Annotated in this window: 22 protein-coding genes, 1 tRNA gene and 1 pseudogene; 13 read left to right on the top strand and 11 right to left on the bottom strand. The window is 67.7% G+C overall.

The features are described 5' to 3' along the window. Positions 1 to 383 precede the first annotated feature (383 nt). Complete coding sequence (locus DPQ64_RS06025) at positions 384 to 1,058, bottom strand: enoyl-CoA hydratase/isomerase family protein (RefSeq protein WP_115863517.1); 675 nt, start codon at positions 1,056 to 1,058, stop codon at positions 384 to 386. Positions 1,059 to 1,252: 194 nt separating this feature from the next. Here DPQ64_RS06025 and DPQ64_RS06020 point away from each other — a divergent pair, with 194 nt between their 5' ends. After that, positions 1,253 to 2,014 carry a DUF7114 family protein gene (locus DPQ64_RS06020; RefSeq protein WP_115863454.1) on the top strand — a complete coding sequence of 254 codons (762 nt, stop codon included), beginning with the start codon at positions 1,253 to 1,255 and terminating at the stop codon, positions 2,012 to 2,014. 94 nt (positions 2,015 to 2,108) lie between these two features. Then, a tRNA-Thr gene (locus DPQ64_RS06015) sits at positions 2,109 to 2,180 on the top strand. Positions 2,181 to 2,386: 206 nt separating this feature from the next. Here the strand turns inward: DPQ64_RS06015 and nirK are convergent. The 5 genes from nirK to DPQ64_RS05990 form a co-directional block, all read right to left on the bottom strand. After that, complete coding sequence (gene nirK, locus DPQ64_RS06010) at positions 2,387 to 3,469, bottom strand: copper-containing nitrite reductase (RefSeq protein WP_115863453.1); 1,083 nt, start codon at positions 3,467 to 3,469, stop codon at positions 2,387 to 2,389. 645 nt (positions 3,470 to 4,114) lie between these two features. After that, positions 4,115 to 4,426 carry a cupin domain-containing protein gene (locus tag DPQ64_RS06005; protein WP_115863452.1) on the bottom strand — a complete coding sequence of 104 codons (312 nt, stop codon included), beginning with the start codon at positions 4,424 to 4,426 and terminating at the stop codon, positions 4,115 to 4,117. Positions 4,427 to 4,501: 75 nt separating this feature from the next. Beyond that, entirely contained in the window at positions 4,502 to 4,729 is a 228-nt protein-coding gene (locus tag DPQ64_RS06000; protein WP_115863451.1) for a DUF2249 domain-containing protein, read from the bottom strand. Between the two features lie 116 nt (positions 4,730 to 4,845). After that, positions 4,846 to 5,226: a cupin domain-containing protein gene (locus DPQ64_RS05995; protein WP_115863450.1), complete on the bottom strand. Its 381-nt coding sequence runs from the start codon at positions 5,224 to 5,226 to the stop codon at positions 4,846 to 4,848. Positions 5,227 to 5,291: 65 nt separating this feature from the next. Next, entirely contained in the window at positions 5,292 to 5,507 is a 216-nt protein-coding gene (locus DPQ64_RS05990; RefSeq protein ID WP_115863449.1) for a DUF2249 domain-containing protein, read from the bottom strand. A 210-nt stretch (positions 5,508 to 5,717) separates the two neighbouring features. Between DPQ64_RS05990 and DPQ64_RS05985 the strand changes: the two genes are divergently transcribed. From DPQ64_RS05985 to hemG, 4 genes are all read left to right on the top strand, one after another. After that, a complete protein-coding gene (locus DPQ64_RS05985) occupies positions 5,718 to 6,218 on the top strand; it encodes a halocyanin domain-containing protein (protein WP_115863448.1) in 501 nt (166 codons plus the stop codon). Between the two features lie 10 nt (positions 6,219 to 6,228). After that, positions 6,229 to 7,329: a radical SAM protein gene (locus DPQ64_RS05980; protein WP_115863447.1), complete on the top strand. Its 1,101-nt coding sequence runs from the start codon at positions 6,229 to 6,231 to the stop codon at positions 7,327 to 7,329. Positions 7,330 to 7,807: 478 nt separating this feature from the next. Continuing rightward, positions 7,808 to 8,134: a hypothetical protein gene (locus DPQ64_RS05975; protein ID WP_157971608.1), complete on the top strand. Its 327-nt coding sequence runs from the start codon at positions 7,808 to 7,810 to the stop codon at positions 8,132 to 8,134. A 99-nt stretch (positions 8,135 to 8,233) separates the two neighbouring features. Next, a complete protein-coding gene (gene hemG / locus DPQ64_RS05970) occupies positions 8,234 to 9,553 on the top strand; it encodes a protoporphyrinogen oxidase (protein ID WP_115863445.1) in 1,320 nt (439 codons plus the stop codon). Between the two features lie 6 nt (positions 9,554 to 9,559). Here hemG and DPQ64_RS05965 read toward each other — a convergent pair whose 3' ends face one another. Then, entirely contained in the window at positions 9,560 to 10,183 is a 624-nt protein-coding gene (locus tag DPQ64_RS05965; protein WP_115863444.1) for a helix-turn-helix domain-containing protein, read from the bottom strand. A gap of 130 nt (positions 10,184 to 10,313) precedes the next feature. On the opposite strand from DPQ64_RS05965, the gene DPQ64_RS05960 reads away from it, so the two are divergent. Beyond that, positions 10,314 to 10,586 (top strand): DUF2249 domain-containing protein, encoded by a 273-nt coding sequence (locus DPQ64_RS05960; RefSeq protein WP_115863516.1) that lies wholly within the window; start codon positions 10,314 to 10,316, stop codon positions 10,584 to 10,586. 55 nt (positions 10,587 to 10,641) lie between these two features. Here the strand turns inward: DPQ64_RS05960 and DPQ64_RS05955 are convergent, their stop codons facing one another. Next, positions 10,642 to 11,130: a universal stress protein gene (locus DPQ64_RS05955; protein WP_232820500.1), complete on the bottom strand. Its 489-nt coding sequence runs from the start codon at positions 11,128 to 11,130 to the stop codon at positions 10,642 to 10,644. A gap of 167 nt (positions 11,131 to 11,297) precedes the next feature. Here DPQ64_RS05955 and DPQ64_RS05950 point away from each other — a divergent pair, with 167 nt between their 5' ends. Continuing rightward, positions 11,298 to 11,768, top strand: coding sequence for a universal stress protein (locus tag DPQ64_RS05950; protein WP_115863442.1), 471 nt, complete (start codon positions 11,298 to 11,300; stop codon positions 11,766 to 11,768). Between the two features lie 48 nt (positions 11,769 to 11,816). Here the strand turns inward: DPQ64_RS05950 and DPQ64_RS05945 are convergent, their stop codons facing one another. Together DPQ64_RS05945 and DPQ64_RS05940 are read right to left on the bottom strand one after the other, a co-directional pair. Beyond that, a complete protein-coding gene (locus tag DPQ64_RS05945) occupies positions 11,817 to 12,092 on the bottom strand; it encodes a DUF7521 family protein (protein ID WP_115863441.1) in 276 nt (91 codons plus the stop codon). A 2-nt stretch (positions 12,093 to 12,094) separates the two neighbouring features. Then, entirely contained in the window at positions 12,095 to 12,472 is a 378-nt protein-coding gene (locus DPQ64_RS05940) for a winged helix-turn-helix domain-containing protein (protein WP_115863440.1), read from the bottom strand. 182 nt (positions 12,473 to 12,654) lie between these two features. Here DPQ64_RS05940 and DPQ64_RS05935 point away from each other — a divergent pair, with 182 nt between their 5' ends. The 4 genes from DPQ64_RS05935 to DPQ64_RS05920 all read left to right on the top strand — a co-directional run bounded on the left by DPQ64_RS05935 (position 12,655) and on the right by DPQ64_RS05920 (position 16,588). Then, positions 12,655 to 13,014 carry a response regulator gene (locus DPQ64_RS05935; protein ID WP_157971607.1) on the top strand — a complete coding sequence of 120 codons (360 nt, stop codon included), beginning with the start codon at positions 12,655 to 12,657 and terminating at the stop codon, positions 13,012 to 13,014. Between the two features lie 154 nt (positions 13,015 to 13,168). Continuing rightward, entirely contained in the window at positions 13,169 to 13,417 is a 249-nt protein-coding gene (locus DPQ64_RS05930; protein WP_115863438.1) for a hypothetical protein, read from the top strand. A gap of 204 nt (positions 13,418 to 13,621) precedes the next feature. After that, the gene (gene gnd, locus DPQ64_RS05925; RefSeq protein ID WP_115863437.1) at positions 13,622 to 14,533 is read left to right on the top strand and encodes a phosphogluconate dehydrogenase (NAD(+)-dependent, decarboxylating); all 912 of its coding nucleotides are present in this window, start codon (positions 13,622 to 13,624) and stop codon (positions 14,531 to 14,533) included. Positions 14,534 to 14,665: 132 nt separating this feature from the next. Beyond that, entirely contained in the window at positions 14,666 to 16,588 is a 1,923-nt protein-coding gene (locus DPQ64_RS05920) for a HEAT repeat domain-containing protein (protein WP_115863436.1), read from the top strand. 46 nt (positions 16,589 to 16,634) lie between these two features. On the opposite strand, the pseudogene DPQ64_RS19500 reads toward DPQ64_RS05920, so the two are convergent. Beyond that, a pseudogene (locus tag DPQ64_RS19500) lies at positions 16,635 to 16,995 on the bottom strand (DJ-1/PfpI family protein); the annotation flags it as partial. A gap of 320 nt (positions 16,996 to 17,315) precedes the next feature. On the opposite strand from DPQ64_RS19500, the gene DPQ64_RS05910 reads away from it, so the two are divergent. Continuing rightward, a complete protein-coding gene (locus DPQ64_RS05910; protein ID WP_115863435.1) occupies positions 17,316 to 20,882 on the top strand; it encodes a PAS domain S-box protein in 3,567 nt (1,188 codons plus the stop codon). Positions 20,883 to 20,943 lie beyond the last annotated feature (61 nt).

Raw genomic sequence — 20,943 nt, 5'->3', positions numbered from 1 at the left:
CAAGCCGGAGCGAAGCGGAGGCTGAGGACCGCAGGAGGCTGGGGAGGACGAGGTGCAGTGCAGTCGCGGAGCGGTTGCGGTTTCTCATATGCCTCGGCAGTAGCTAGCTCAGACGAATTCAAGATAGAAGAAACCGGAGTCAAGCAGCTAGCTATTGCTTGAGCCTCGGCGTGACCGCACAGCACCGCACCGCGACCGCAACCGCGACCGCGGGCCGCAGACCTCCCCAGCCTCCTGCGGTCCTCACTGCGTTGCGGTCCTCGTCCCTCGCGCGATTTGCGCGGCGCACGAGAGCGCCGCGCTGTACGCGCCGGTGTGGAACGCGGAAGCCAGCGTGTGTCAGTGGGGAAACGCCAACATCGAGTCGCCGTAGACTCACAAAATCACGAATCGCGCTGGTCAGCAATACTATCGCCGTGGCGGTCGACCAGGTCCGCGAACGCCGCGGCCTCCCGGCGGGCCTGTTCGGCCGGCGGGGAGTCGTCGCGCATCCGGGCTTTGACGACCCGCAGCGTCTCGGGATCGCTGGCCGCGATTTCGTTCGCGACGGCGCGCGGGTCGTCGGTCACGCGCGAGACCAGCCCCATCCGGTGAGCGTCCTCGGCGTCGACCGTCCGGCCCGAGAGCATCAGATCGAGCGCCTCGCCCTCGCCGACGATTCGCGGGAGCCGGACCGTCCCGCCCCACGCGCCGAACAGCCCGAGAGTCACGCCCGGCTCGGCGAAGGTGGCTTTCGGCGTCGCGACTCGGAGGTCGCACGCGAGCGCGAGTTCCACCCCGCCGCCGCGCGCCGGCCCGTCGACGCCCGCGACGACCACGCTGTCGGCGTCCTCGATGGCGTCGGCGACCCGCTGACCGCGCTCGGCGAAGGCTTCGGCCGACTCGCGGTCGAGGTCCGCGACCACGTCCAGGTCCGCCCCGGCGCAGAACGCCGGCCCCTCGCCCCGGAGGTAGACCACCGGCGCGTCGGCCTCGGTCACCGCGGCTTCGAGCGCGTCGAGCCCCGCGGGCGTGAGCGCGTTGCGCCGCTCGGGACGGGCGAGTGTCACCACGCACACGTCGCCGTGTGCTCGTTCGTCAGCGTCGCCGGCCGGTCGTTCGCCAGCGTCGCCAGTCGCTCGTCCACCATCGTCGCCGGTCGCTTCGTCGTCGATCCGGATCACTGGCGAATCACGTTCCACGGTCGCGTCACGTTCGCATCTCGGAGGCGGTTTCCAAAGGTCTTTGGCGACTCCGTCATAAGACACGCTCAATGGAACCGGCCCTCCGGGCACGACGAGCGGGACGGCGAGCAGTGCAGGACGTCTCGCCCGACCCCCTCCGAGAGCGCATCCGTTCCCTCCTCGACGAATCGGCGATGGTGCCGGGCGTGCTCGCGCTGAGCGCGGCCCGAGCCGTCGACGGGAAGAACGGGAGCCGGAGCGACGGAAATCAGAGCGACGGACGAGATGCGAGCGACGACGCCGGGACTGTCGGCGCGACCGCCAGCGAGACCACCGCGGCGACCGGCCCGGTCGGGATCGAGGAGCGCGCCGCGGGCGTCCAGCTCATCTACGAGGGACTTGGGCTCACCCGCGCGCTCGCCGACGACCCGCCGTGGGAGCACGAACCGCCACACACCGAGAGCAACATCGATATCCTCGCCGCGGACGTGATGGTCGCGCGCGGGTTCTCCTTGCTCGCGCGGACCGAGGCTGCCGACAAGGCGGTCGAGACGGTCCAGTCGTTCGGCCGCGACGAGACCGACGGCCAGCAGGGCCGGACCACGCGACCCCACGCGCTGGAGACCGACGTGTTCGAACTCGCGGTGCTGGCGGGCACGACCGCGTTCGGCGTCCGACCCGCGGACGCCCTGCTGGCCTACGCCGGGGACCTCGCGGCGTCGCTCGACGGCGACCACCCCGAACCGCCCGAGCCGGTGCCCGAGGAGGTCGAGCAGGCGATGGCCGACGCGCCCGACCCGCGGCGATTCACCCCGGCGGAGGACCCGCAGCCCTCGGCGACCGACCCCTGAGCGGGAGACGGGTTTCGAAGGCAGGGGTCCGCCGGGAATCGAAACTCCTAAAGAGTGTTCCGGGCATAGGAATGGATGCACTCAGTTGCGGCGTGCCTGGGTAGCTTAGCGGTAAAGCGCGTCCTTGGTAAGGACGAGAGCCCGGGTTCAAATCCCGGCCTAGGCTTGTTCTCTGTTACTTCAGTAGTTACCTCCCCCGTACAACAGCCTGCGATTTCTACTGCCAACTACGGGCAGTCTAACGAATCGTCAGTAATACTGGCCGCGGTCAGCAGACCTAACGAAAATCACAGGGAAACCCTCCGCCGCATCTGCCTCACGGTTGCTGGCTTCTCCACGGAAATCGACGGAACGGAAAGATATCGGCTCTCGTCACGCGTTCGGCTCGGGGTCGAATATCTCGGGCTTCTCCTCGCCCTCGGCGGCGATGACCGACATGCAGCCCTTGCGAGCGACCCGGCTGAGCGCGTGGTCGACCAGCTTGACCCCGCCCGGCACCGGGAACTCCATGGTCGCGACGGTCGTGGTACCGGGCGCGACCGGTGTGGTCTCGACGTACTTCTGGGTCTCGGACGCCAGCGATCCCCGCGGGTAGAGTTCCTTCCACACGTTACCGATGGGGTGGAAGCTGCTGGTGAGGTTCGGGCCGCCCGTGACGAAGTACACCCGCGCGGTGTCGCCCGTCTCGACGTTCATCGCGCCGTACTTGTCGGGCGTGAGCGCGTACTGCTCGCCGTTCATCACGACGTAGGTCGGCTCCTCGCGGGGCATCGACTTCATGTCGAACTTGTGGTGGCCCGACTCGCCCGCGCGCTTGTCGGTGTAGATCTCGTGCTGGCCGAGGAAGAACTCGTGGTCGACCTCGGGCAGGCCTTCTTTGGGTTCGACGAGGATGGTGCCGAACATACCCGCCGAGATGTGCATGTCCATGTTCGGGACCGCGCAGTGGTAGATGAACGCGCCGGGGTAGGTCGCCTTGAACTTCAGGTTGGCCGTCTCGCCCGGCGGAACCGTCGTGGCGTCGGCACCGCCGCCCGGCCCGTAGCACGCGTGGAAGTCCACGTTGTGCGGCAAGTCGTTCTCCTCGGGGTTCTCGAACGTCAGGTTGACCGTGTCACCCTGCCGGACCCGGACCATCGGCCCGGGAATCCGCCCGTTGAAGGTCATGAAGTTGAACGTGACTCCCTCCTCGATCTCGGCCGTGACCTCCTCGGCACGAAGCGTCACGTCGACCTCGGCGGGCTCGTCGCGGTCGATGGGGTCTGGGATGTCAGTCGGGTCGGCGGCGACGCGGTCGGCCGTCGTCTGTTTTTGCTGGTTCATGGCTTGTTCCGTCGTCTGTCGGGTCGTCTCGGTACTCGCTTGCGGGGCGGACTCGGTCGCACAGCCAGCGAGCGCCGCGGCTCCGCCCACGCCGATACCCTGCAGGACCGTTCGTCGGTTGGTTCCGGTCATCGTCTGTCACCTTACACTCGTGGATAGACGACGAACCCCCTTCAACAGAGACGGCGATTCTCGGCCGGTTAGAAGGCTGACGAACGTGTTCGCGGCGTTCTCGGGTTCTGAGAATCGAGGCTGGTAACGAACCGAACACGGCCGGAGAGCTCAGTGATCGCGAACAGGAGAGCGAGGGCGGCGTTCAGTCGTCGCACGAACTGGCCGACCGGATACCCCGGCCGACGACGCACGACTCCGCAGTCCGCGAGAACCGACCGCCTTCAGAGCCGACCGCTTGCACTCCGTGGACTTCAGAACTGACTGCCTGCACTCCGTGAACCGGTCCACGGGTACGCGTCACGCCTGCGCGCGCCTTCACGAAGGCGCGCGCAGGCGCGGCAGGGGGGCACGAGGCGCGGTGCGGGCGCGGTGCTGTGCCGTTGTAGTGCTGTGCTGTTGCGGTGCTGGGCGGTTGCAGTGCTGGGCGGTTGCGGTGCTGTGCCGTTGCAGTGCTGTGCTGTTGCGGTGCTGTGCTGTTGCGGTGCTGTGCGGGTTCTGCGAGGCGCAAGCAGTAGCTGGCTTCGTGGACCGCTCCCCGTCACAACTGCCCAGACTCCACTCAGTAGAGACGCCACCGTAACTGCGGCAAAAATAGAAAACGACTCACTCCTCGTCGGACCGAGGAGCCAGCACCAGCAGCGCGACGCTGTCGGCTTCGGCCTTCGGCGACACCTCGTCTCGACCGTCGAACCGCAGGAGATCGCCCGGTTCCAGCACGTTCGACTCTCCCTCTACCTGCACGTCGAGGCGGCCCGACACCAGATACACCACGATCTCGCGCTCGGGGTGGCGGTGGGCGGGCACCTCGTCGCCCTCGTCGAGCGCGAGCCGGACCGTCTTCGGCTCGGACCCCGGGAACGCCACCTCGCGGGGCGTCACGGTCAGGTCGTCCAGCGTAGCGGTCTCGACCGTCATCGTTCGAAACCTCGCAATCCGGTCGTTTCTTCGGACCCTCGCAGTCCGGTCATCTGTTCGGGAATCGCGCCAGGGTCATTTCTTGGGAAATCGCGCCACGAACTTCGCGTCGCCTTCGCGTTCGGCCTCGTACGCGTCGGCGTCGAACGCCTCGACCTCGGCCTGCATCTCGTAGAACAGGGGCTTTGGCTCGTGATCGTTGACGATCTCGAGCACCTCGCCGCTGTCCATCTCCGCGAAGGTGTCGTGGATCTTCGGGTGGCGTTCCGGCGGTGGAATCTCGCGGACGTCTAAGGTCGGCATGACAGGAGAACGTAGTCGACCACCGACCTTCGCCCCTCTCCCGAATATGTTCGGTTAGAGAAGGAGCGGCGTTTCTCTCCGCTCCGTTTGTCGTCGCTCTCTCCGTTTCTCTCCTTTCAGTCGTCCGCGCGCGGGACGAACTCGCCGCGCTTCAGTCCCTCGCGCACGGGGTCGTGTTCGGCGTCGGTCGGCGGCGGCGCGGTCACGAGCGTCGCCTCCAGTCGCTCCTCGCCCGCCTTCACGCCGCGGTCCTCGCCGGCCGGGACGACCACCACGTCGCCCGGCCCGACCGCGTGCTCGTCGTCGCCGTCGCGCACGACCCCCGAGCCCTCCCGGACCGTGATGGCTACGTCGCTGTCGGGCGCGTGGACGGGGATGAACTGTCCCGGCTCGAAGTAGCCCAGCACCACCTTCATCCGGTCGCTCCGGAAGGTCGACTGGGCCGAGAATCGCTCGTCGTCGTACTCGCGCTCGGCGTCGAAGTCTGTCGCGACCATGTGGGAGGGTCGGACCGCGCGGCCGTGGCGGCTTTCCCGAACAGGTTCGGCTTCTGCGGAGGCGCTTACCGCGGCGTGATCTCGACCCGCCACTCGTCGGCCGCGACCTGCTCGGACTCGTGGTCGAACCCCCGGTCGTCGAGCACATCGTACAGCGGTTCGGGCTCGAAACTGTTGACGAGCACCAGCGTGTCGTCGTCGCCGAGATCCCCGAGTGCGGCCACGATGTCGTCGAACGGTTCGCCGTCTATCTCCCGAGCGTCGAGTTCGTTCGCGGTCACGTTCCAACCTCCGGGATTTGCTCGCCTATCGGTTGTGCCGACTATGTTCGACGCGAGGAGTGTCGACTACGTTCGACCCGAAGCGGCCCGCACGCGCGTGGACATAAAATAGCCGAGCGTTCGGCCTACCGAACGGGTTCGCACGCCATTTTCATGGAGTGGGAATCAGAGTCAGTCCCATTTATGTAGCCCCCAAAGCCGAGAACGACGATGACCGAGTACAACCCCACCCGACGTACGGCACTGAAGGCGATGGCGGTCGGCGCGAGCGTCGCGCTGGCCGGCTGTTCGAGCGGCGGCGGAGACGGTGACGGCAACGACGGCGGAGACGGTGACGGATCCGACGACGGCTCCGGCGACGGTTCGACCGACTTCGGCGGCTGGTTCGAAAACGTAGGCAACTTCGACGGCGTGGTCGACGAGACCGGCTCCGACGAGGTCACGGTCGAGGTCGGAGCCCAGGGCAACGGCGGGAACTTCGCGTTCTCGCCCGCCGCAGTGAAGATCTCCTCCGGGACGAACGTGGTCTGGGAGTGGACCGGGAAGGGAAGCATGCACAACGTGGTCGCGGAGGACGGTTCGTTCGAGAGCGAGCAGACCAGCGAGGAGGGGTTCACCTTCGAGCAGACGTTCGACAGCACCGGCACGTACGAGTACATCTGCGTCCCCCACGAGACGATGGGGATGAAGGGCGCGGTCGTCGTGGAATAAGGACCACACTATGGCGAGTTCACCGCGTCGTTCGGCCGGTCCGCCCCGGCGAGTCGACACCGACGAGCGACCGCTCGTGCTCATCTGGGAGCTCACGCAGGCGTGCGAGCTGACCTGCGAACACTGCCGGGCCGACGCCCAGCCCGACCGCCACCCGGACGAGCTTACGACGGCGGAGGCCGAGGACCTGCTCGACGACGTCCGGGAGTTCGGCGAGGGCCAGCTCGTCGTGTTCTCCGGAGGCGACCCGCTCAAGCGCGACGACGCGGTCCACCTCGTGGAGTACGGCACCGACCTCGGGCTGAACGTGACGATGACTCCGAGCGGGACCGACTCGCTCACTCGCGACGCGGTGTCCGACCTCGCGGACGCCGGACTCCGCCGGATGGCGCTCAGCGTCGACGGCGCGACCGCCGAGCGCCACGACGCCTTCCGGGGCGAGCAGGGCAGTTTCGCCGACACCATGCGGGCCGCGCAGGCCGCCCGCGACGAGGGGATTCCGCTGCAGGTCAACACCACGGTCTGCCAGCAGACCATCGCCGATCTGCCCGACATCGCGGAGCTCGTGACCGACCTCGGCGCGGTGCTGTGGAGCGTGTTCTTCCTCGTGCCCGTGGGCCGGGGAGCCGCGCTCCGGGCCATCTCGCCCAACCGCGCCGAGCGCGTGATGGAGTGGCTGGTCGACGGCCGCGAGGAGTGGCCGTTCGGCGTCAAGACCACGGAAGCGCCCCACTACCGCCGGGTCGCGGTCCAGCATACCGACGAGTCCCCTCAACGACAGATGGGCATCACCGCAGGCGACGGCTTCGCGTTCGTGAGCCACGTCGGCGAGGTGTTCCCCTCGGGGTTCCTACCCGAGTCGGCCGGTCACGTCCGCGAGGACAGCGTCGTGGACCTCTACCGGGACTCGGAGCTGTTCGAGTCGCTGCGGGACGCCGACGCCCTGCGCGGCAAGTGCGGGGCCTGTCAGTACCGGACCGTCTGCGGCGGCAGCCGGTCGCGAGCCTACGCCACCACTGGTGACCCGCTGGAAAGCGACCCGCTCTGCTCGTTCGTTCCGGAGGGCTACGACGGCCCGCTGCCGTGGGAGGAGGGGTACGGCGAGGCCTGAAGAGAATCGGACGGCCCGAATCTCCATTTTTCCGGGTGCCCCGTTTTTTCCTCGGGCGCTCGCAGTTCGACATCGCCGTGTTCGCCGCCCGACGATTGACTTTTCGACGGGCGTGCGCTGGTACCACCTTCCACCCGGCGTACGCTGAATTTCACCGTTCGGCCCGGCGCGTGCGAGCAACGCGCGCGAGGGACGAGCATCGCAGGGCGAAGCCCGAGAAGCGCAGGAGGCTGGGGAGGTGTGAGGCCCGTGCGTTGCGGTGCGGTGCTGTGCGGTAGCGGTTGCGGTGTCTCCTAGGCTCAAGCAGTAGCTAGCTTCTCGGACAACCAGAGACTAGCGTTTGCGCCTAGGAACACAGCAACCGCACTACAGACCACCGCAACACCACTGCACACCATCACGACCACCCAGCCAGAACCGAAATCAACCGAACAGGTTCGGGACAGTCGACTCGAAGCCGCCAGTCCAAGCAGTCGACGTGAGCGATCTCGTAGAGCCCCGCGGCGAGACGGCCACCGAATCCCCCGAAATCTCCGAGAGCGGTGCAGACGCGGACACGGACGCGAAATTGGATTCCGAATCGGTCGTCGCGGAGATTCGGAATCGGGCCGAGCGCGTCCGTCGCCGGGAACTCGACGCCGCGCTCGGGAAACTGGAAGCCCGAGAAGAGATCACGCCGGAACAGCGCCGCGCCGTCGTGGAACTCTCGGCGGCCATCGCGGGCGTCCTCGTCGAGCAGTGGACCGGTCCGCTCCGGGACAGCGCAGTAGATCCAGAGATCGCGCTCGACCTGTTGACCGAATAGCCGAACTCGTCACGGGCCGAATAGCCGAACCCGTCGCCGGCCGAATAGCCGAACGTGTTCGGGGATGGGCGTACCACAGTGAAACGCGAACCACCGACTATGACCGTGGGCATCGTCGGCGGGGGCGTGACCGGACTGGCGATCAACCACTACCTCCGGAAGTCGGGCATCGAGAGCGTCGTCTTCGAGGCCGCCGACGAGCCCGGCGGTGTCGTCCGGAGCCGGACCGTCGAGGGGCGAATCCTCGACCTCGGCCCGCAGCGGACCCGGCTGACGCCCAGTATCCGCGACCTCGTGGAGTCGCTCGAACTGAGCGACGAACTCCGAGAGGCCGACGACGTACCGCTGTACGTCTACCGCGACGGCACGCTCCGGCTGGTGCCACAGCGCCCGCGGGAAGCCCTGACCACGGACCTGCTCTCGTGGCGGGGGAAGGCCCGCGCACTGCTCGAACCCCTGACCGACCCCGCCCGCGAGGGCGAGACGGTCGAGGAATTTCTGACCCGCAAGTTCGGGTCGGAGGTCGCGCGGTACTACTTCGGGCCGCTGTACGGCGGCATCTACGGCTCGCACCCCGACGAGATGCCGGTCGAGCACTCGCTGGCGAAGGCGCTCGACTCGGCGGGCATCGAGGGAAGTGTACTCGTTTCCGTTCTCCGAAAGGTGCTCCGCGGGCGCGAAGCGCCGCCCATCGTCTCGTTCGACGCCGGACTCCAGCGACTCCCCGCCGCGCTCGCCGAGGCGCACGCCGACAGCGTGCGCCTCGGCACGCCGGTGGAAGAGGTCCGGCGCGTCGGCGGTGGTGACGGCGAGCTGTTCCGCCTCGAAACGCCCGGCGGCGATACGGTAGTCGACCGGCTCGTCGTGACCACGCCTGCAGATGTAACCGCGGACCTGCTCGGCGGATTGCCGCGATTCGGAACCGAATCCGCGGACGCGCTTCGGGAACTGAACTACAACCCGCAGGTGCTCGTCCACCTCCACTCCGAGGCCGACCGCACCGGTGCGGGCTATCAGGTTCAGTACGACGAGGGGTTCGACACACTCGGCGTGACGTGGAACGCGAGCCTGCTCGACCGCGACGGGGTGTACACCAGTTATCTGGGCGGATTCAAGAATCCGGACGCGGTCGAGTGGTCGGACGAGAAACTGAAATCGGTGGCGTGCGAGGAGTTCGAGGAGATCACCGGCCACGCCGCGCGCGCATTGGCGGTCGACCGGCTGGAGCGCGGGATGCCCGCCTACGACCGAAGCTGGGCGGCGTTAGACAGCGTTTCGGTGCCCGAGGGCGTTCGGCTGGCGACGAACTACACCGCGCGTGCCGGGATTCCAGGACGGATTCGGGAGGCGAAGACGGTTGCCGAGGAGTTGGCGAACCGGGAGAAACGGAGCGAAATTACCCCACCGCGTTCTGCGTGACGGCTGCTACCCCGACACGTACTCCTTGATGATCTTCTCCTCGACGCGGTGAAGTGTCTCGCTCGCGGTCGACTTCGCCACGCCGGCCTGCTCGGCGAGCTCGGTCAGCGAGCACTCCCGCGGGGTGTCGTAGTAGCCCGCCTCGACCGCGGCGTCGAGCAGTTCCTGCTGGCGGTCGGTCAGCAGGCTCTCGGAGTTGACGAGTTCGCGGACGTACTCCACGTCGAAGGTCATCCCGAACGCCTCCAGCTGGGACGTGAACGCCGAGAGCCGGTCGCGCGCGGCCGTGATCTCGACCTCGGCCTCGCCGTCCCGGATGGTGAACGGGAGTTCGAGCGGAAGTCCGGCCTCCCTGACCGAGAGCAACAGGAGCGGTTCGGTCGTCTCGAACTCCACCAGCGCGGTCTCCTCGGAGGCCTGATGGAGGTCGAGGCGCACGATGTCGTCGCGGTCGTCGATGTCGCCCACGACCGGCGGCAGGTTCTCGGCCGTGATCTCCAGCAGGCCGACGCCCGTCTCCTCGGCGGGGAACGCAGCCAGCACGCGGAACTCGGCGTCGGGGTGGGCCGACGACACCTGGTGAATCCAGACGTTCTCGGGGAGCGTGATGTGCAGCTTCGCGGTGGGCATACGAACACGTTCGACCCACACGGCCCCATAAGTCTTCCCGAACATGTTCGAAATAGGGCCGCGGAGACCGGTTTCCCAGCCGAACTGGTTCGGCGCAATCGACGTGTCCCCGCAAGCCGTCTATTCGACCATGCAGACGAACTACTCCGAGCGAGCGATCTCACGCACCGACGCCCCGAGCGACCGGCCCCGCGAGGTGCTCGACGTGCGGGAGCTCGGGCCGCCGAAACCCCTGAGCGAGACGCTGGAAACTCTTCCGGAACTGGACGACGACGTGGTCCTCGTGCAGGTGAACGACCGCGCGCCACAGCATCTCTACCCCAAGCTCGACGACCGAGGGTACGTCTTCGAAACGGTCGAGGGCGAGGACGCCGTCCTGACCGCTATCTGGCGCGAGGAGTAGCCGAAAAGGCGAGTGCTTCAGAACGACGATTTTCTTTACTGATCTACCACGTTCGCTACTGATCCGCGACGTTTACGGTCAGCACGGGGACCGACGACCGGGTGACGACCTCTTGAGAGACGCTGCCGAGCAGATTTCGCGTCGGGTCAGCGCCGTGCGAGCCCATCACCACGAGGTCGGCGTCGCGGTCGGCGGCGGCCGCGAGGATCTCGTCGGCGGGGTCGCCCTGTCGGAGTTCGGTCGTCACGTCGAGGTCCTCGCGCTCGAACGCGGCCGCGACCTCGCTGGTCGCCCGTTCGCCCTCCGCTTGGAGCTGATCGGTGACCTCCGGTACTCGGTCGTCGTCCATCGTCAGGAACGCCCGGTCGTCGACCACGTAGAGGACGTGGACGTCGGCCCCGCGCCGGACCGCGACATCGCGGGCGTGTTCGACCACCGTCTCGGCAGACTCGCTTCCGTCCGTCGGGAGCAACACCGTGTCGTACATCTCGTTCGGCTGTTCACAGTCGGCGAGTAAATAAGAAAGTCGCGGTTCTCGGGCCACGGGAACTCGTCGGACGACCCGACGGAGTCCCGAGACGACCGCAGAAGCGCCCGGGAGACAACCGTAGATCCGTTGGAGAGAGTTGATTCTTTTTTGATTTATATTACCTCTTTCTGGTTTCTGGGAAAGAAAAAGGAAGTTAAAGGCGGGAGAAAGAACGTTCATTTATGACCATACTCGTTCCGTTCGACGGATCCGAGCTCTCGGAGTCCGCGCTCGTTCGGGCGACCGCGCTCGGCGACGTCTTCGGCGAGCAGGTACTCGCCCTCAGCGTCGTTCCGACTGGAAACGCGACCTATGCCCGCGAACGCGACTGGCTCGGTCCCGAGGAGGAGTACGACGACGGGCGGGTCGTCGGCCAACTCCACGAGCAGATGACCGGCGTGTCACCGTCCGCTGACTTCCGCCACGAGTTCGTGGACCGGTACGCCTCGACGGGCACCATCGCCCGGCGGCTTCGCGAGATGGCGAAGGAGGTCGGCGCTTCGCTGGTCGTCATCGGAAGCGACAACGCCGGGAGCATGGTCGCCTCGATACGCAGCGTCGGGAGCACCGTCGCGGCCGCCGACGCCTTCGACGTGCTCATCGTCCGCCAGTCCGCCACGGTCGAAGAATCACGGGCCAAATCCGGCTGGTAGGTCGGCGTATCGGTCGGTCGGAAACCGGGTCCGACGGTCGCGACCGGCTCACTCCGCGTACAGCGAGTAGAGGACGATAGCGAACCCGACCGCGGTCAAGGCGCTCTCGACGACGAGGGCGTACTCGCCGCCCGTAGCGACCAGTCGGTCGAGCACGCCCGCGGCCATCGACCCGAGAGTGACCGCGCCGAACCCGAGCGCGAGCGCACGGAGTGGCCGGGAGCCTGTCCGGCGGTACGCCTTGAACGCGAAGTAGGTGATGAGACCGCCGAGTATCAGCGTGGTCGTCTTGAGAGCGACGATGGCGGATGGAACGTGGGCCATCGTCAGGTCTCCTTGCGGACTTCGGCCCAGATGCCCGCGAGCTGTTGGTCGGCCGACGTGGTCGGTCGGCTGATCGACACCTCGAACTCCCGCCGGTCGTCGAGGAACACCGTGACCTCCTCGAACGCGAGGACGTACTCCGAGGTGTGGTGGCCGTCAGATCGGATGGTGGTCTGCTCGTTCAGGATGGAAGCGTCGGTGAGCCTGTCGAGCTTTCGATACGCCGTCGAGGACGGGATGTCGCACGCAGTCGAAATCTGGCTTGCAGTCATGGGTTCGTCGAGTTGGCGGACGATGCGTCTGCAGTCGGGGTCGTCGAGCGCGGCGAGGACGGATTCGAGATCAGAGACGTCTTCCGAGCCCAGCGGGTCGCGGACCATCGCATCGATTTTCGCACCGGCGCGTGGATAAACAGTTTGTTTCGGTCGCGCGATCGTATTCGCTCCCTACCCGCACGGACGAAACGACCGGAACGGACTGCAACGATGCGCAACGGACTCCCCAACGGATATTCGTGCGGTTCCAGTGCCCAACAGGGCACGCGGTGGCCTCCGACCCCATAATGCCAGACAAAGAGAAAGTATTGGTAATCGACGACGACCGACCGCTCGCGGACGGGTTCGCCCGGGCGCTCTCGTCGGAGTACGACGTACGAACCGCCTACTCGGTCGAGCAAGCGCGGGAGTCGCTCGACCCCGACATCGACGCCGTGCTCCTCGACCGCCGTCTCCCGGACGGCTCGGGCGACGAACTCCTCGAAGAGATACGCGACCGAGACCACGACTATCGAGTCGCCATGGTCTCGGGCGAGTCCCCAGACCCGAACCTCGACTGTGACACGTACGTCACGAAACCGCTCGCGGGCACCGACGCCGTGCAGGAGACGGTCGAGGAGTTGCTGGCCAGTACCCTCTCGACCTGACGGCAGTCGGCCCCCGACGCGACTATTTCGGAACAGTGACGACTCGAACTGTGACGAGAAGCGTCACGACCGACCTGCTGTCCAGCGAAGCGCGATGCCGTCGTTCGGAGTAGATTCGGCACAGTAATCACTCGACGGCGACTACGGACCGAGTATGAACGTCGAGCCGGCCGCGTTGACCCGCGTCGGGGCGTGGGGACAGCTCGTGACGGTCGCCCTCGCGGCCGCGTGCTGGTCGCTCGGAGCGACCAAGGGCTTGCTCGCGGCGTGCGTCGGATACGGTCTCGTCACGTTGGGAGGAATCGTCGGCATAGCCAGAGCGGAGTCGGCTATCGCCGGTCCCATCGTGTATCCGTTCATTCTCCCGGGTTTCGTGCCGCTCTACTACTTCGCTACGCGGTAGACACGGACCGTCCGAGGCGGTTTGGGGGGGGGGGGGGGGGGGGGGGGGGGGGGGGGCGCCCGGGCGGCCCCCCACCCGCGCAACCGCCAGCGAGCCACGATTCCTGCCAGAGCACGGAACTGGCTTGCACGCAGAGCGCGAAACAGCCTTCCCCCCGAGCGCGGAACCGCAACCACTACCTGCCGAGTCCTCCCACCTTGGCACATGCAACTGGGCCTCGTCGGACTCGGACGGATGGGTCGCATCGTCGCGGAGCGAACGCTGGACGCGGGTCACGAGGTCGTGGCCTTCGACCTCGACGCGGATGCGGTCGAGGCCGTCGCAGACGCGGGCGCGACCCCCGCCGACTCCGTGACCGACCTCGCCGAGAAGCTGGGCGAGGACAAGCGCATCTGGCTGATGGTGCCCGCCGGGGAGGCCGTCGACGCCGCGCTCGACGACCTCGAACCCTCGCTGACCGACTCGGACGTCGTCGTGGACGGCGGCAACTCCCACTTCGAGGACTCGGTTCGCCGCGCGGAGTCGACCGACGCGGCGTACCTCGACTGCGGCACCTCCGGGGGTCCCGCCGGCGCGGAGCTCGGCTTCTCGCTGATGATCGGCGGGCCTGCGTGGGCGTACGACGAGCTGACCCCCGTCTTCGACGCGGTGGCGACCGGGCCGGCGGGCCACGACCGGATGGGGCCCGTGGGGTCGGGCCACTACGTCAAGATGGTCCACAACGGCGTCGAGTACGCGCTCATGCAGGCGTACGGCGAGGGGTTCGAGCTGCTGGCGGAAGGCCGGTACGACCTCGACCTCGAAGCCGTCGCGCGGACGTGGAACAACGGCGCGGTCATCCGGTCGTGGCTGCTCGAACTCTGCGAGGAGGCGTTCCGCGAGGAGGGGTCGGATCTGGGCGACGTGGACGACCACGTGGCCGGCGGGTCGACCGGCACGTGGACCGTCCAGGAGGCGCTCGAACAGGAGGTTCCCCTGCCGCTCATCTACGCCGCGCTCTCCGAGCGGTTCGGCTCGCGGGCGACCAGCGACGGAGCGGGCCGGTTCTCCCGGCGGCTGGCGAACCGACTGCGCTACGGCTTCGGTCGCCACGAGGTCGCGCGCCGCGAGAAGTAGTCGAGCGCGTAGCTCGGAAGGAGCAGTCGGAAGTGACGCGCGCGGCCGTTCCACTGTCGTGTCAGCTCGCCGTATTTCTGCTTGCGAATTCCCAGCAAAACAAATATATGAGCTACTGTTATCTTCCCTCGTATGGCAATAAACGGCACGAGATGGAAAATCGGGTGGAGTCCGAAACTCGTCATTATTTCGCTGCTCGTCGTCGGGTTCATCGTGGGAGCGATGGCGGGCGGCGAGGAGCCCGCAAAGGTCGCGGGTCAGCTCGGGATCGTGGGGCTCATCGGGGGCACCGCAGTGTGGCTGTGGGGTCGCCACGAGGTGAACGCGAAGTACACGACGCTACTGGAGGACTTCCGTGACAGCAGCCGCAAGCAGGTCGAGCGCGAGACCGGCGGGATGACGGTCTCGTCGGCCCACACGTTCATCAGCGCCGTAGGGAGTTCGCCGATGGGAATCGAGCCCGCGCGCAAGTACAGCACGGCCCACCTGCTGTTCGGCGACACCTCGGTCGTGGTCAACCGCCAGTACAAGTACGACATGAAAGAGCGGACCCAGCGCAAGGGCGGGAAACAGCAGGAGGTGTTCTACGACCAGATCTCGAACGTCCAGTCCGAGGACTACAACAACTACGCCGAACTGGAGATCTCGCTGTCGAGCGGCGACACCGAGCGCATCCGCGGCCGGGACACCGCGGGCATCAACCGCGTGAAGTCCGACCTCCAGCAGAAGATGCGCGAGGCTCGCCGGGGGCGGCGACAGCCCCAGTCGGGAGCGCCCTCGCGAGGCCAGCAGGGCGCAGGCGGCCAACAGACCGCGGCTGGCCAACAGGCCGGCGGGAGCCAGCGAAACGCCGGTGGACAGCGGAACGCCGCCGGACAGCAGACCGGTGAGAGACAGCGAAACGCTGGCCGGCAAGGGAATTCGGGGGGCCAGGGACGCGGTCGCGATCAGTCCGACTCGGCAGGGTCCGGGGCGTCCGGGTCGTCGGGAGCGTCCGACTCGGTCTCGACCGACTGGCTGGCCGGGGACTCGGCGAACGCCACACTCGTCGTCCGGAACGACGCCAGCGCGTCCAAGTCGGTGCGGGTCGGCTGCCGGGTCGACGGCGAGAAGCGACTCGCCGACGACGTTCGGCTCGACCCCGGCGACACCGCCGACTGGGACGACCTCCCCGACTCCCAGTTCGAGGTCGGCGTCGTCGTCGACGGCGGCCCGTCGGCCGGCCAGCGGTTCGACCCCCAGCGCGACTCGGTCGACGAGATCTCGGTCTCGGTCACCGACTCGGAGGTCGTGTTCGGCGACCGAGGCGAGAGCGGTGGCGGTAGTGGGAGTAGCGCCCGTAGCGCCGGTAGCAGTGGCTCCCCGAGCGGAACCACGACGGCTGGCGCGAACGCGGGTGGCGCGGGCGGTGCGGGCACCGCAGGCGACGCCGACGCGGGCGCATCCGACCCCTCGTCGGCGTCGGGCTCCGACGCCGACGAGGGGTCGGGAGCGGTGTCGGCGGCGTCCAGCGCTGCGAGCAAGGTGTTCGGCGGCTCCGGCGACGGAGGTAGCGGCGGGGGCGGCCAAGACGCCGTCGGCGGGAAGGAGTCGTTCGACAGCGCCGCCGAGTTGGCCGACGCGGTCCAGCAGTCGGCGACGCCCGAGCGGGTCGAGCGACTCACCTCGTTCCTCGACGCCTCCTCGCCGAGCGAACGCCGGTCGGCCATCCGGGGGCTCCGCCAGTCGGTGAGAGACCAGCCCGACACGGTGGCGGGGTCGGTGCGGTCGGTCGCGGGACTGCTCGAGTCCGACGACGGGGAGGTGCGCCAGGAGGCCACCGTCACGCTCCAGCGGCTCGCCGAGAGCCGCCCGGACGCGGTGGCCGACGTGACCGACGGCGTCGTCGACCGCCTCGACGACGACAACCCCAAGGTCAGGACGGCGGCGTGTCGCACGCTCGACGCGGTCGGCGCGAACGCCGGGGCGGAGAAGCTGGAGGAGCTCGCCGACGAGGACCAGCACAAGGGCGTGCAGGTCGCCGCGTACAACGCGCTCCAGTCGGTCCGGAACTGACTGCCGTCCAATTCGCATCGTCGTTCTGTCAGGCTCGAACGGTTGGTCAGCCGAATTCAGTCCTCGCCGCACGGAACACTTCTCCCCGGCGCTCGTACTCCATCTCCGTGGCCACCTCGTCAGCGACAGCTTCCCCGCAGAGCTCTCGACGAGGTGGAGCGCGAGGTCAGCCCCGAAGTCACGTCGCCTGCGGTCAGCACGTCGCCATCGTTGACCACGCGGGCGTCCACGACCTCGGCGGAGGTCTCTCGGAGGTCCGCCATCGCTTCGGCGTGGGTGACCGCGGGCCGACCGTCGAGCGCGCCGGCCTCGGCGAACAACAGCCCGCCCGTGCAGACGGCACCGAGTTCGACCCCGCGCTCGTGCAGGCGTGCGAGCCCGTCCGGGAGGTCGCCGCGCTGGGCTTCGGTCCGGTACGAGTCCAAGGGGGGACAGATCAGCGCGTGCCCAAGAGTTAGCCGACAGAACGTTCGGACAAACACTATCGAGAGATTCACACAAAGGTTCAAATACGAGGGCGGGACGAAACCGGCCCGTGACATGAGTCCGGCCGGGACGCATCCGCGGTTGCGCGGCGCGCGGCGTTCCGGTTCCGCGAAAGCGCGCCGCCTGTCAGCCTGAGCCATCATCTCGAGTCCTCCACGGAACACCCAGTGACAACCCTACGGAGCGTGAGATTATTTACGCCGTGGGGCTTAACCGGGGCAATGAACACCGAAGGACACCTATGAGGGGCCACAGCGACCAATCGTCGGGAGACGACCCTCTCGCCGGCGAGGACTTCTTCGAGGGGCTGGTCGAGTCGGCCGGGGAGGCCGTCGTCACCGCCGACGCCGACGGCACCGTCGTCTACGCGAACCCGGCGGTCGAGGACCTGCTTGGCTACGCACCCGCCGAGCTACAGGGCGAGCAGTTCGCGGACTTCGTCCCGGATCGCGTCCGCGACCGCTACGAGCAGTGGCACCGGCGCTTCGCGGAGGGGGACGCCGGGACCCCGCTCGACGACGGGAGCTTCGAGGCCACGTGGCTGACCGCCGACGGCGAGGAGGCGCGCCTCTCCATCACGGCGTTCATCCACGAGAGCGACGGCCGAGAGCTGTTCACCGGCCTGCTCCGGGATGCTCCCGACCGGGACGAATCGGCCGAACGGCTCCGCGAGGAGGAAGCGCTTGTCGAGGAACTGTTCGACACGAGCCCGGTCGCACTCGCCGTCAGGGACGCCGAGGGGGATCTGCTCCGCGCGAACGAACGCGCCGCCGAACTCGTCGGTGTGGGCGACGACCAGCTCCCGTTCGATGCCGAAAGCGATGCAGCCGCCGAGGACGGCGATTCAGCCGAGTGGACGGTGTACGACGCCGACGGGGAGCCGCTGTCCCACGAGGAGCACCCCGTGAACCGGGTGCTCGAAACCGCCGAGCCCGTCCACAACGAGGAGGTCGTGGTCGAGAAGCCGTCCAGCAAGCGGATCCACCTCTCGGTCAGCGCGGCCCCGGTCGTCGAGGACGGCGAGGTCGAGCGAGTCGTCAGCGCGGCCGAGGACGTCACGGAACTCAAGCGGACCCAATACGAACTCGAACAGCGCCGCGAGGAGCTCGAAACCGAGCTCTCGGAGGTGTTCACCCGCATCGCGGACGCGTTCTTCGCGCTCGACGACGACTGGACGTTCACCTACGTCAACGAGGAGGCCGAGGACCTGCTCGGATACGACGAGGGCGAACTCGTGGGGGAGAACCTCTTGGACGTGTTCTCTGCCGCGGTGGGCACGGCGTTCGAGCACGAGTACCGCCGTGCGATGGAGACCCAGGAGCCCGTCTCGTTCGTAGCGTTCTACCCGCCGCTGTCGACGTGGTTCGAGGTCCGCGCGTACCCCTCCGAGACGGGGCTGTCGGTGTACTTCCAGGACGTGAGCGACCGCAAGGAGCGCGAGCGCGAACTCGAACGTTACGAGACCATCGTGGAGACCACCGACGACGGCATCTACATCCTCGACGACGAGATGGCGTTCTCGATGGTCAACACCGCGCTAACCGAGCTGACCGGCTACGACCGGTCGGAGCTGCTCGACCGGTCGGTGTGGGACGTGATCGACGACGACCCCGAGATCCGCGACCTCGTGGACCGGCGCATCGAGGACCTGCGCGCCGACGAGCGAAGCGCCGCGACCGTCGAGGTCGACCTCCGGACTCGCGACGGGGAGACGGTCCCCGCACAGGCAGTGTTCGTCGTCCGAGAGACCGACGACGATGTCGAGTACATCGGCGTGATCCGCGACGTGACCCAGCAGAAACACCGCGAAGCGGAGCTCCACGACCGAGTCGAACAACAGCGCGCACTCTCGTCGTTCTCGCGGCAGGCGCTCGAAGACCGGAAGATCGAGGAGCTGATGGACGAGGCGGCGGACCTCGTCGCCGAGACGCTCGGCCACGAGCACGGGAAGGTGCTGGAGTTCCGACCGGACGAGGACGACCTCCTGCTGAAGGCCGGGCACGGCTGGGACGACGACGCCATCGGCTCCGTCACGTTCGACACCGAGCACGGCTCGCAGGCCGGCTACACCCTGCTGTCCCACGAACCCATCGTGGTCAACGACTTCCCGAACGAGGAGCGGTTCGACTACCCCGACCTGAAGGCCGAGAAGGGATTGGTGAGCGGCATCAGCACGATCGTCGGTTCGCCGACCGATCCGTGGGGCATCCTCGAAACCCACGCGACCGACCACCGCACCTTCGGCGACCACGACGTGGAGTTCGTCCAGAGCATCGCCCACATCCTGTACACGGCGATCCGGCGTCGGGAACGCGAGCGCGAACTCGAACTGTACGAGACCATCACCGAAACGGTCGAGGACGGCGTGTACGCCCTCGGGCCCGACCAGCGATTCGTGATGGTCAACACCGCCTTCTGCGAGATGACGGGCTACGACCGGGAGGAACTGCTCGGTTCGCACGCCTCGCTGGTCCACAGCGACGAGATCAACGAGCGGGCGGCCGACCTCAGTGCCGACGCGACCGACGACCTCGGGAGCGCGACCCTCGAGTTCGACCTGCAAACCAAAAACGGCGGCGTAGTCCCGGTCGAAAGTCGATTCGGACCGTATCACCACGAGAGCGGCGAGTTCGCACGCACTGGCGTGGTCCGGGATATCTCCGAGCGCAAGCGGTTCGAGCGGACGCTGGCCGCGCTCCACGAGTCGAGTCGCGAACTGCTCGGCATCGAGACCGACGAAGCGGTGGCCGAGTCCGTGCTCCGGACCCTGACCGACGTGCTCGGACTCCCAAAGGCCGGCATCTACCTCTGGGACGACGACGCGGAGGAACTCGGTCCGGCCGCGGTGTCCGACCGCATCGAGGAGCTATTCGGCGACGTGCCGGCGTTCCGAGCGGGCGACGAGGCGCTCACGTGGCAGGCGTTCGCCGACGGCGAGACCGTCTCCATCGAGGACGTTGCGGAGACGGAAGTGGCCTCCCGCGATGACACCCCGATCCGGAGCGGCCTGTGGATTCCGCTCGGGGACCACGGCGTCCTCGCTGTGGTCTCCGGGGAGCCGGCCGCGTTCGGCCCCGAGGAGGAAGAGCTCGCCGACCTACTGGCAGCCACCGCGGAGGCTGCACTCGACCGCGTCGAGCGCGAGCGCGAGCGCCGCGAACACGAGCGCGAACTCGAAGCCCAGAACGAACGTCTCGACACGTTCGCCAGCATGCTGGCTCACGAACTCCGCAACCCCCTCGAGATCGCCCAGATCTACCTCGGCATGGGAACCGACGGCGTCGACCACGACACCGGTCGAGCGTTCCGGGAGGTCGAGCAGGCGCTCGACCGCATCGAGGAGATGATCGAGACCCTGCTGGTCGTAACCCGTCGCGGGGGCACGGTCGACACCACCGAAGTCGTGGACCTCGGAGCGACGGCGGCCGAGTGGTGGGACGACCTCGACCTCGACGGCACGCTCGCGGTCGAGACCGACGCCGACGTCCGAGCCGACGCCTCGCGGCTGCGCCAGCTTCTGGAGAACCTCTATCGGAATGCAGAGGAACACGGCGGCGCGGGCGTGACGGTCCGCGTCGGCGACCTGCCCGACGGATTCTACGTCGAGGACGACGGCCAGGGCATCCCGGCCGAGGAGCGCGAGCAGGTGTTCGAGCCCGGCTACTCGACCAGCAACGTCGGCATCGGCTTCGGCCTCGCGGTGGTCCAGCAGCTCGTCGAGGCTCACGACTGGAACTGCGAGATCGCCGAGAGCGAAGCGGGCGGTGCCCGGTTCGAGTTCACGGACGTGGAGATCGTCGAGGAGTGAGCGTCCCGCGCAGCACACCGCACCGCCCCAGGGGGGCACCCCACCACCCCGCCACACGACA

Source organism: Halorussus litoreus, assembly GCF_003382685.1.
Classification (GTDB): domain Archaea; phylum Halobacteriota; class Halobacteria; order Halobacteriales; family Haladaptataceae; genus Halorussus; species Halorussus litoreus.
The sequence above is the reverse complement of the archived record's forward strand: the minus strand, read 5'-3'. Positions and strand labels throughout refer to the sequence as shown.

Bases quoted from the DNA above. Each gene is read 5' to 3' on its own strand.
- DPQ64_RS06020 (WP_115863454.1), top strand. From the start codon at position 1,253: ATGGAACCGGCCCTCCGGGCACGACGAGCGGGACGGCGAGCAGTGCAG.
- nirK (WP_115863453.1), bottom strand. From the start codon at position 3,469: ATGACCGGAACCAACCGACGAACGGTCCTGCAGGGTATCGGCGTGGGC.
- DPQ64_RS06005 (WP_115863452.1), bottom strand. From the start codon at position 4,426: ATGACGGTCGAGACCGCTACGCTGGACGACCTGACCGTGACGCCCCGC.
- DPQ64_RS06000 (WP_115863451.1), bottom strand. From the start codon at position 4,729: ATGCCGACCTTAGACGTCCGCGAGATTCCACCGCCGGAACGCCACCCG.
- DPQ64_RS05995 (WP_115863450.1), bottom strand. From the start codon at position 5,226: ATGGTCGCGACAGACTTCGACGCCGAGCGCGAGTACGACGACGAGCGA.
- DPQ64_RS05985 (WP_115863448.1), top strand. From the start codon at position 5,718: ATGACCGAGTACAACCCCACCCGACGTACGGCACTGAAGGCGATGGCG.
- DPQ64_RS05980 (WP_115863447.1), top strand. From the start codon at position 6,229: ATGGCGAGTTCACCGCGTCGTTCGGCCGGTCCGCCCCGGCGAGTCGAC.
- hemG (WP_115863445.1), top strand. From the start codon at position 8,234: ATGACCGTGGGCATCGTCGGCGGGGGCGTGACCGGACTGGCGATCAAC.
- DPQ64_RS05965 (WP_115863444.1), bottom strand. From the start codon at position 10,183: ATGCCCACCGCGAAGCTGCACATCACGCTCCCCGAGAACGTCTGGATT.
- DPQ64_RS05960 (WP_115863516.1), top strand. From the start codon at position 10,314: ATGCAGACGAACTACTCCGAGCGAGCGATCTCACGCACCGACGCCCCG.
- DPQ64_RS05950 (WP_115863442.1), top strand. From the start codon at position 11,298: ATGACCATACTCGTTCCGTTCGACGGATCCGAGCTCTCGGAGTCCGCG.
- DPQ64_RS05945 (WP_115863441.1), bottom strand. From the start codon at position 12,092: ATGGCCCACGTTCCATCCGCCATCGTCGCTCTCAAGACGACCACGCTG.
- DPQ64_RS05940 (WP_115863440.1), bottom strand. From the start codon at position 12,472: ATGGTCCGCGACCCGCTGGGCTCGGAAGACGTCTCTGATCTCGAATCC.
- DPQ64_RS05935 (WP_157971607.1), top strand. From the start codon at position 12,655: ATGCCAGACAAAGAGAAAGTATTGGTAATCGACGACGACCGACCGCTC.
- DPQ64_RS05930 (WP_115863438.1), top strand. From the start codon at position 13,169: ATGAACGTCGAGCCGGCCGCGTTGACCCGCGTCGGGGCGTGGGGACAG.
- gnd (WP_115863437.1), top strand. From the start codon at position 13,622: ATGCAACTGGGCCTCGTCGGACTCGGACGGATGGGTCGCATCGTCGCG.
- DPQ64_RS05920 (WP_115863436.1), top strand. From the start codon at position 14,666: ATGGCAATAAACGGCACGAGATGGAAAATCGGGTGGAGTCCGAAACTC.
- DPQ64_RS05910 (WP_115863435.1), top strand. From the start codon at position 17,316: ATGAGGGGCCACAGCGACCAATCGTCGGGAGACGACCCTCTCGCCGGC.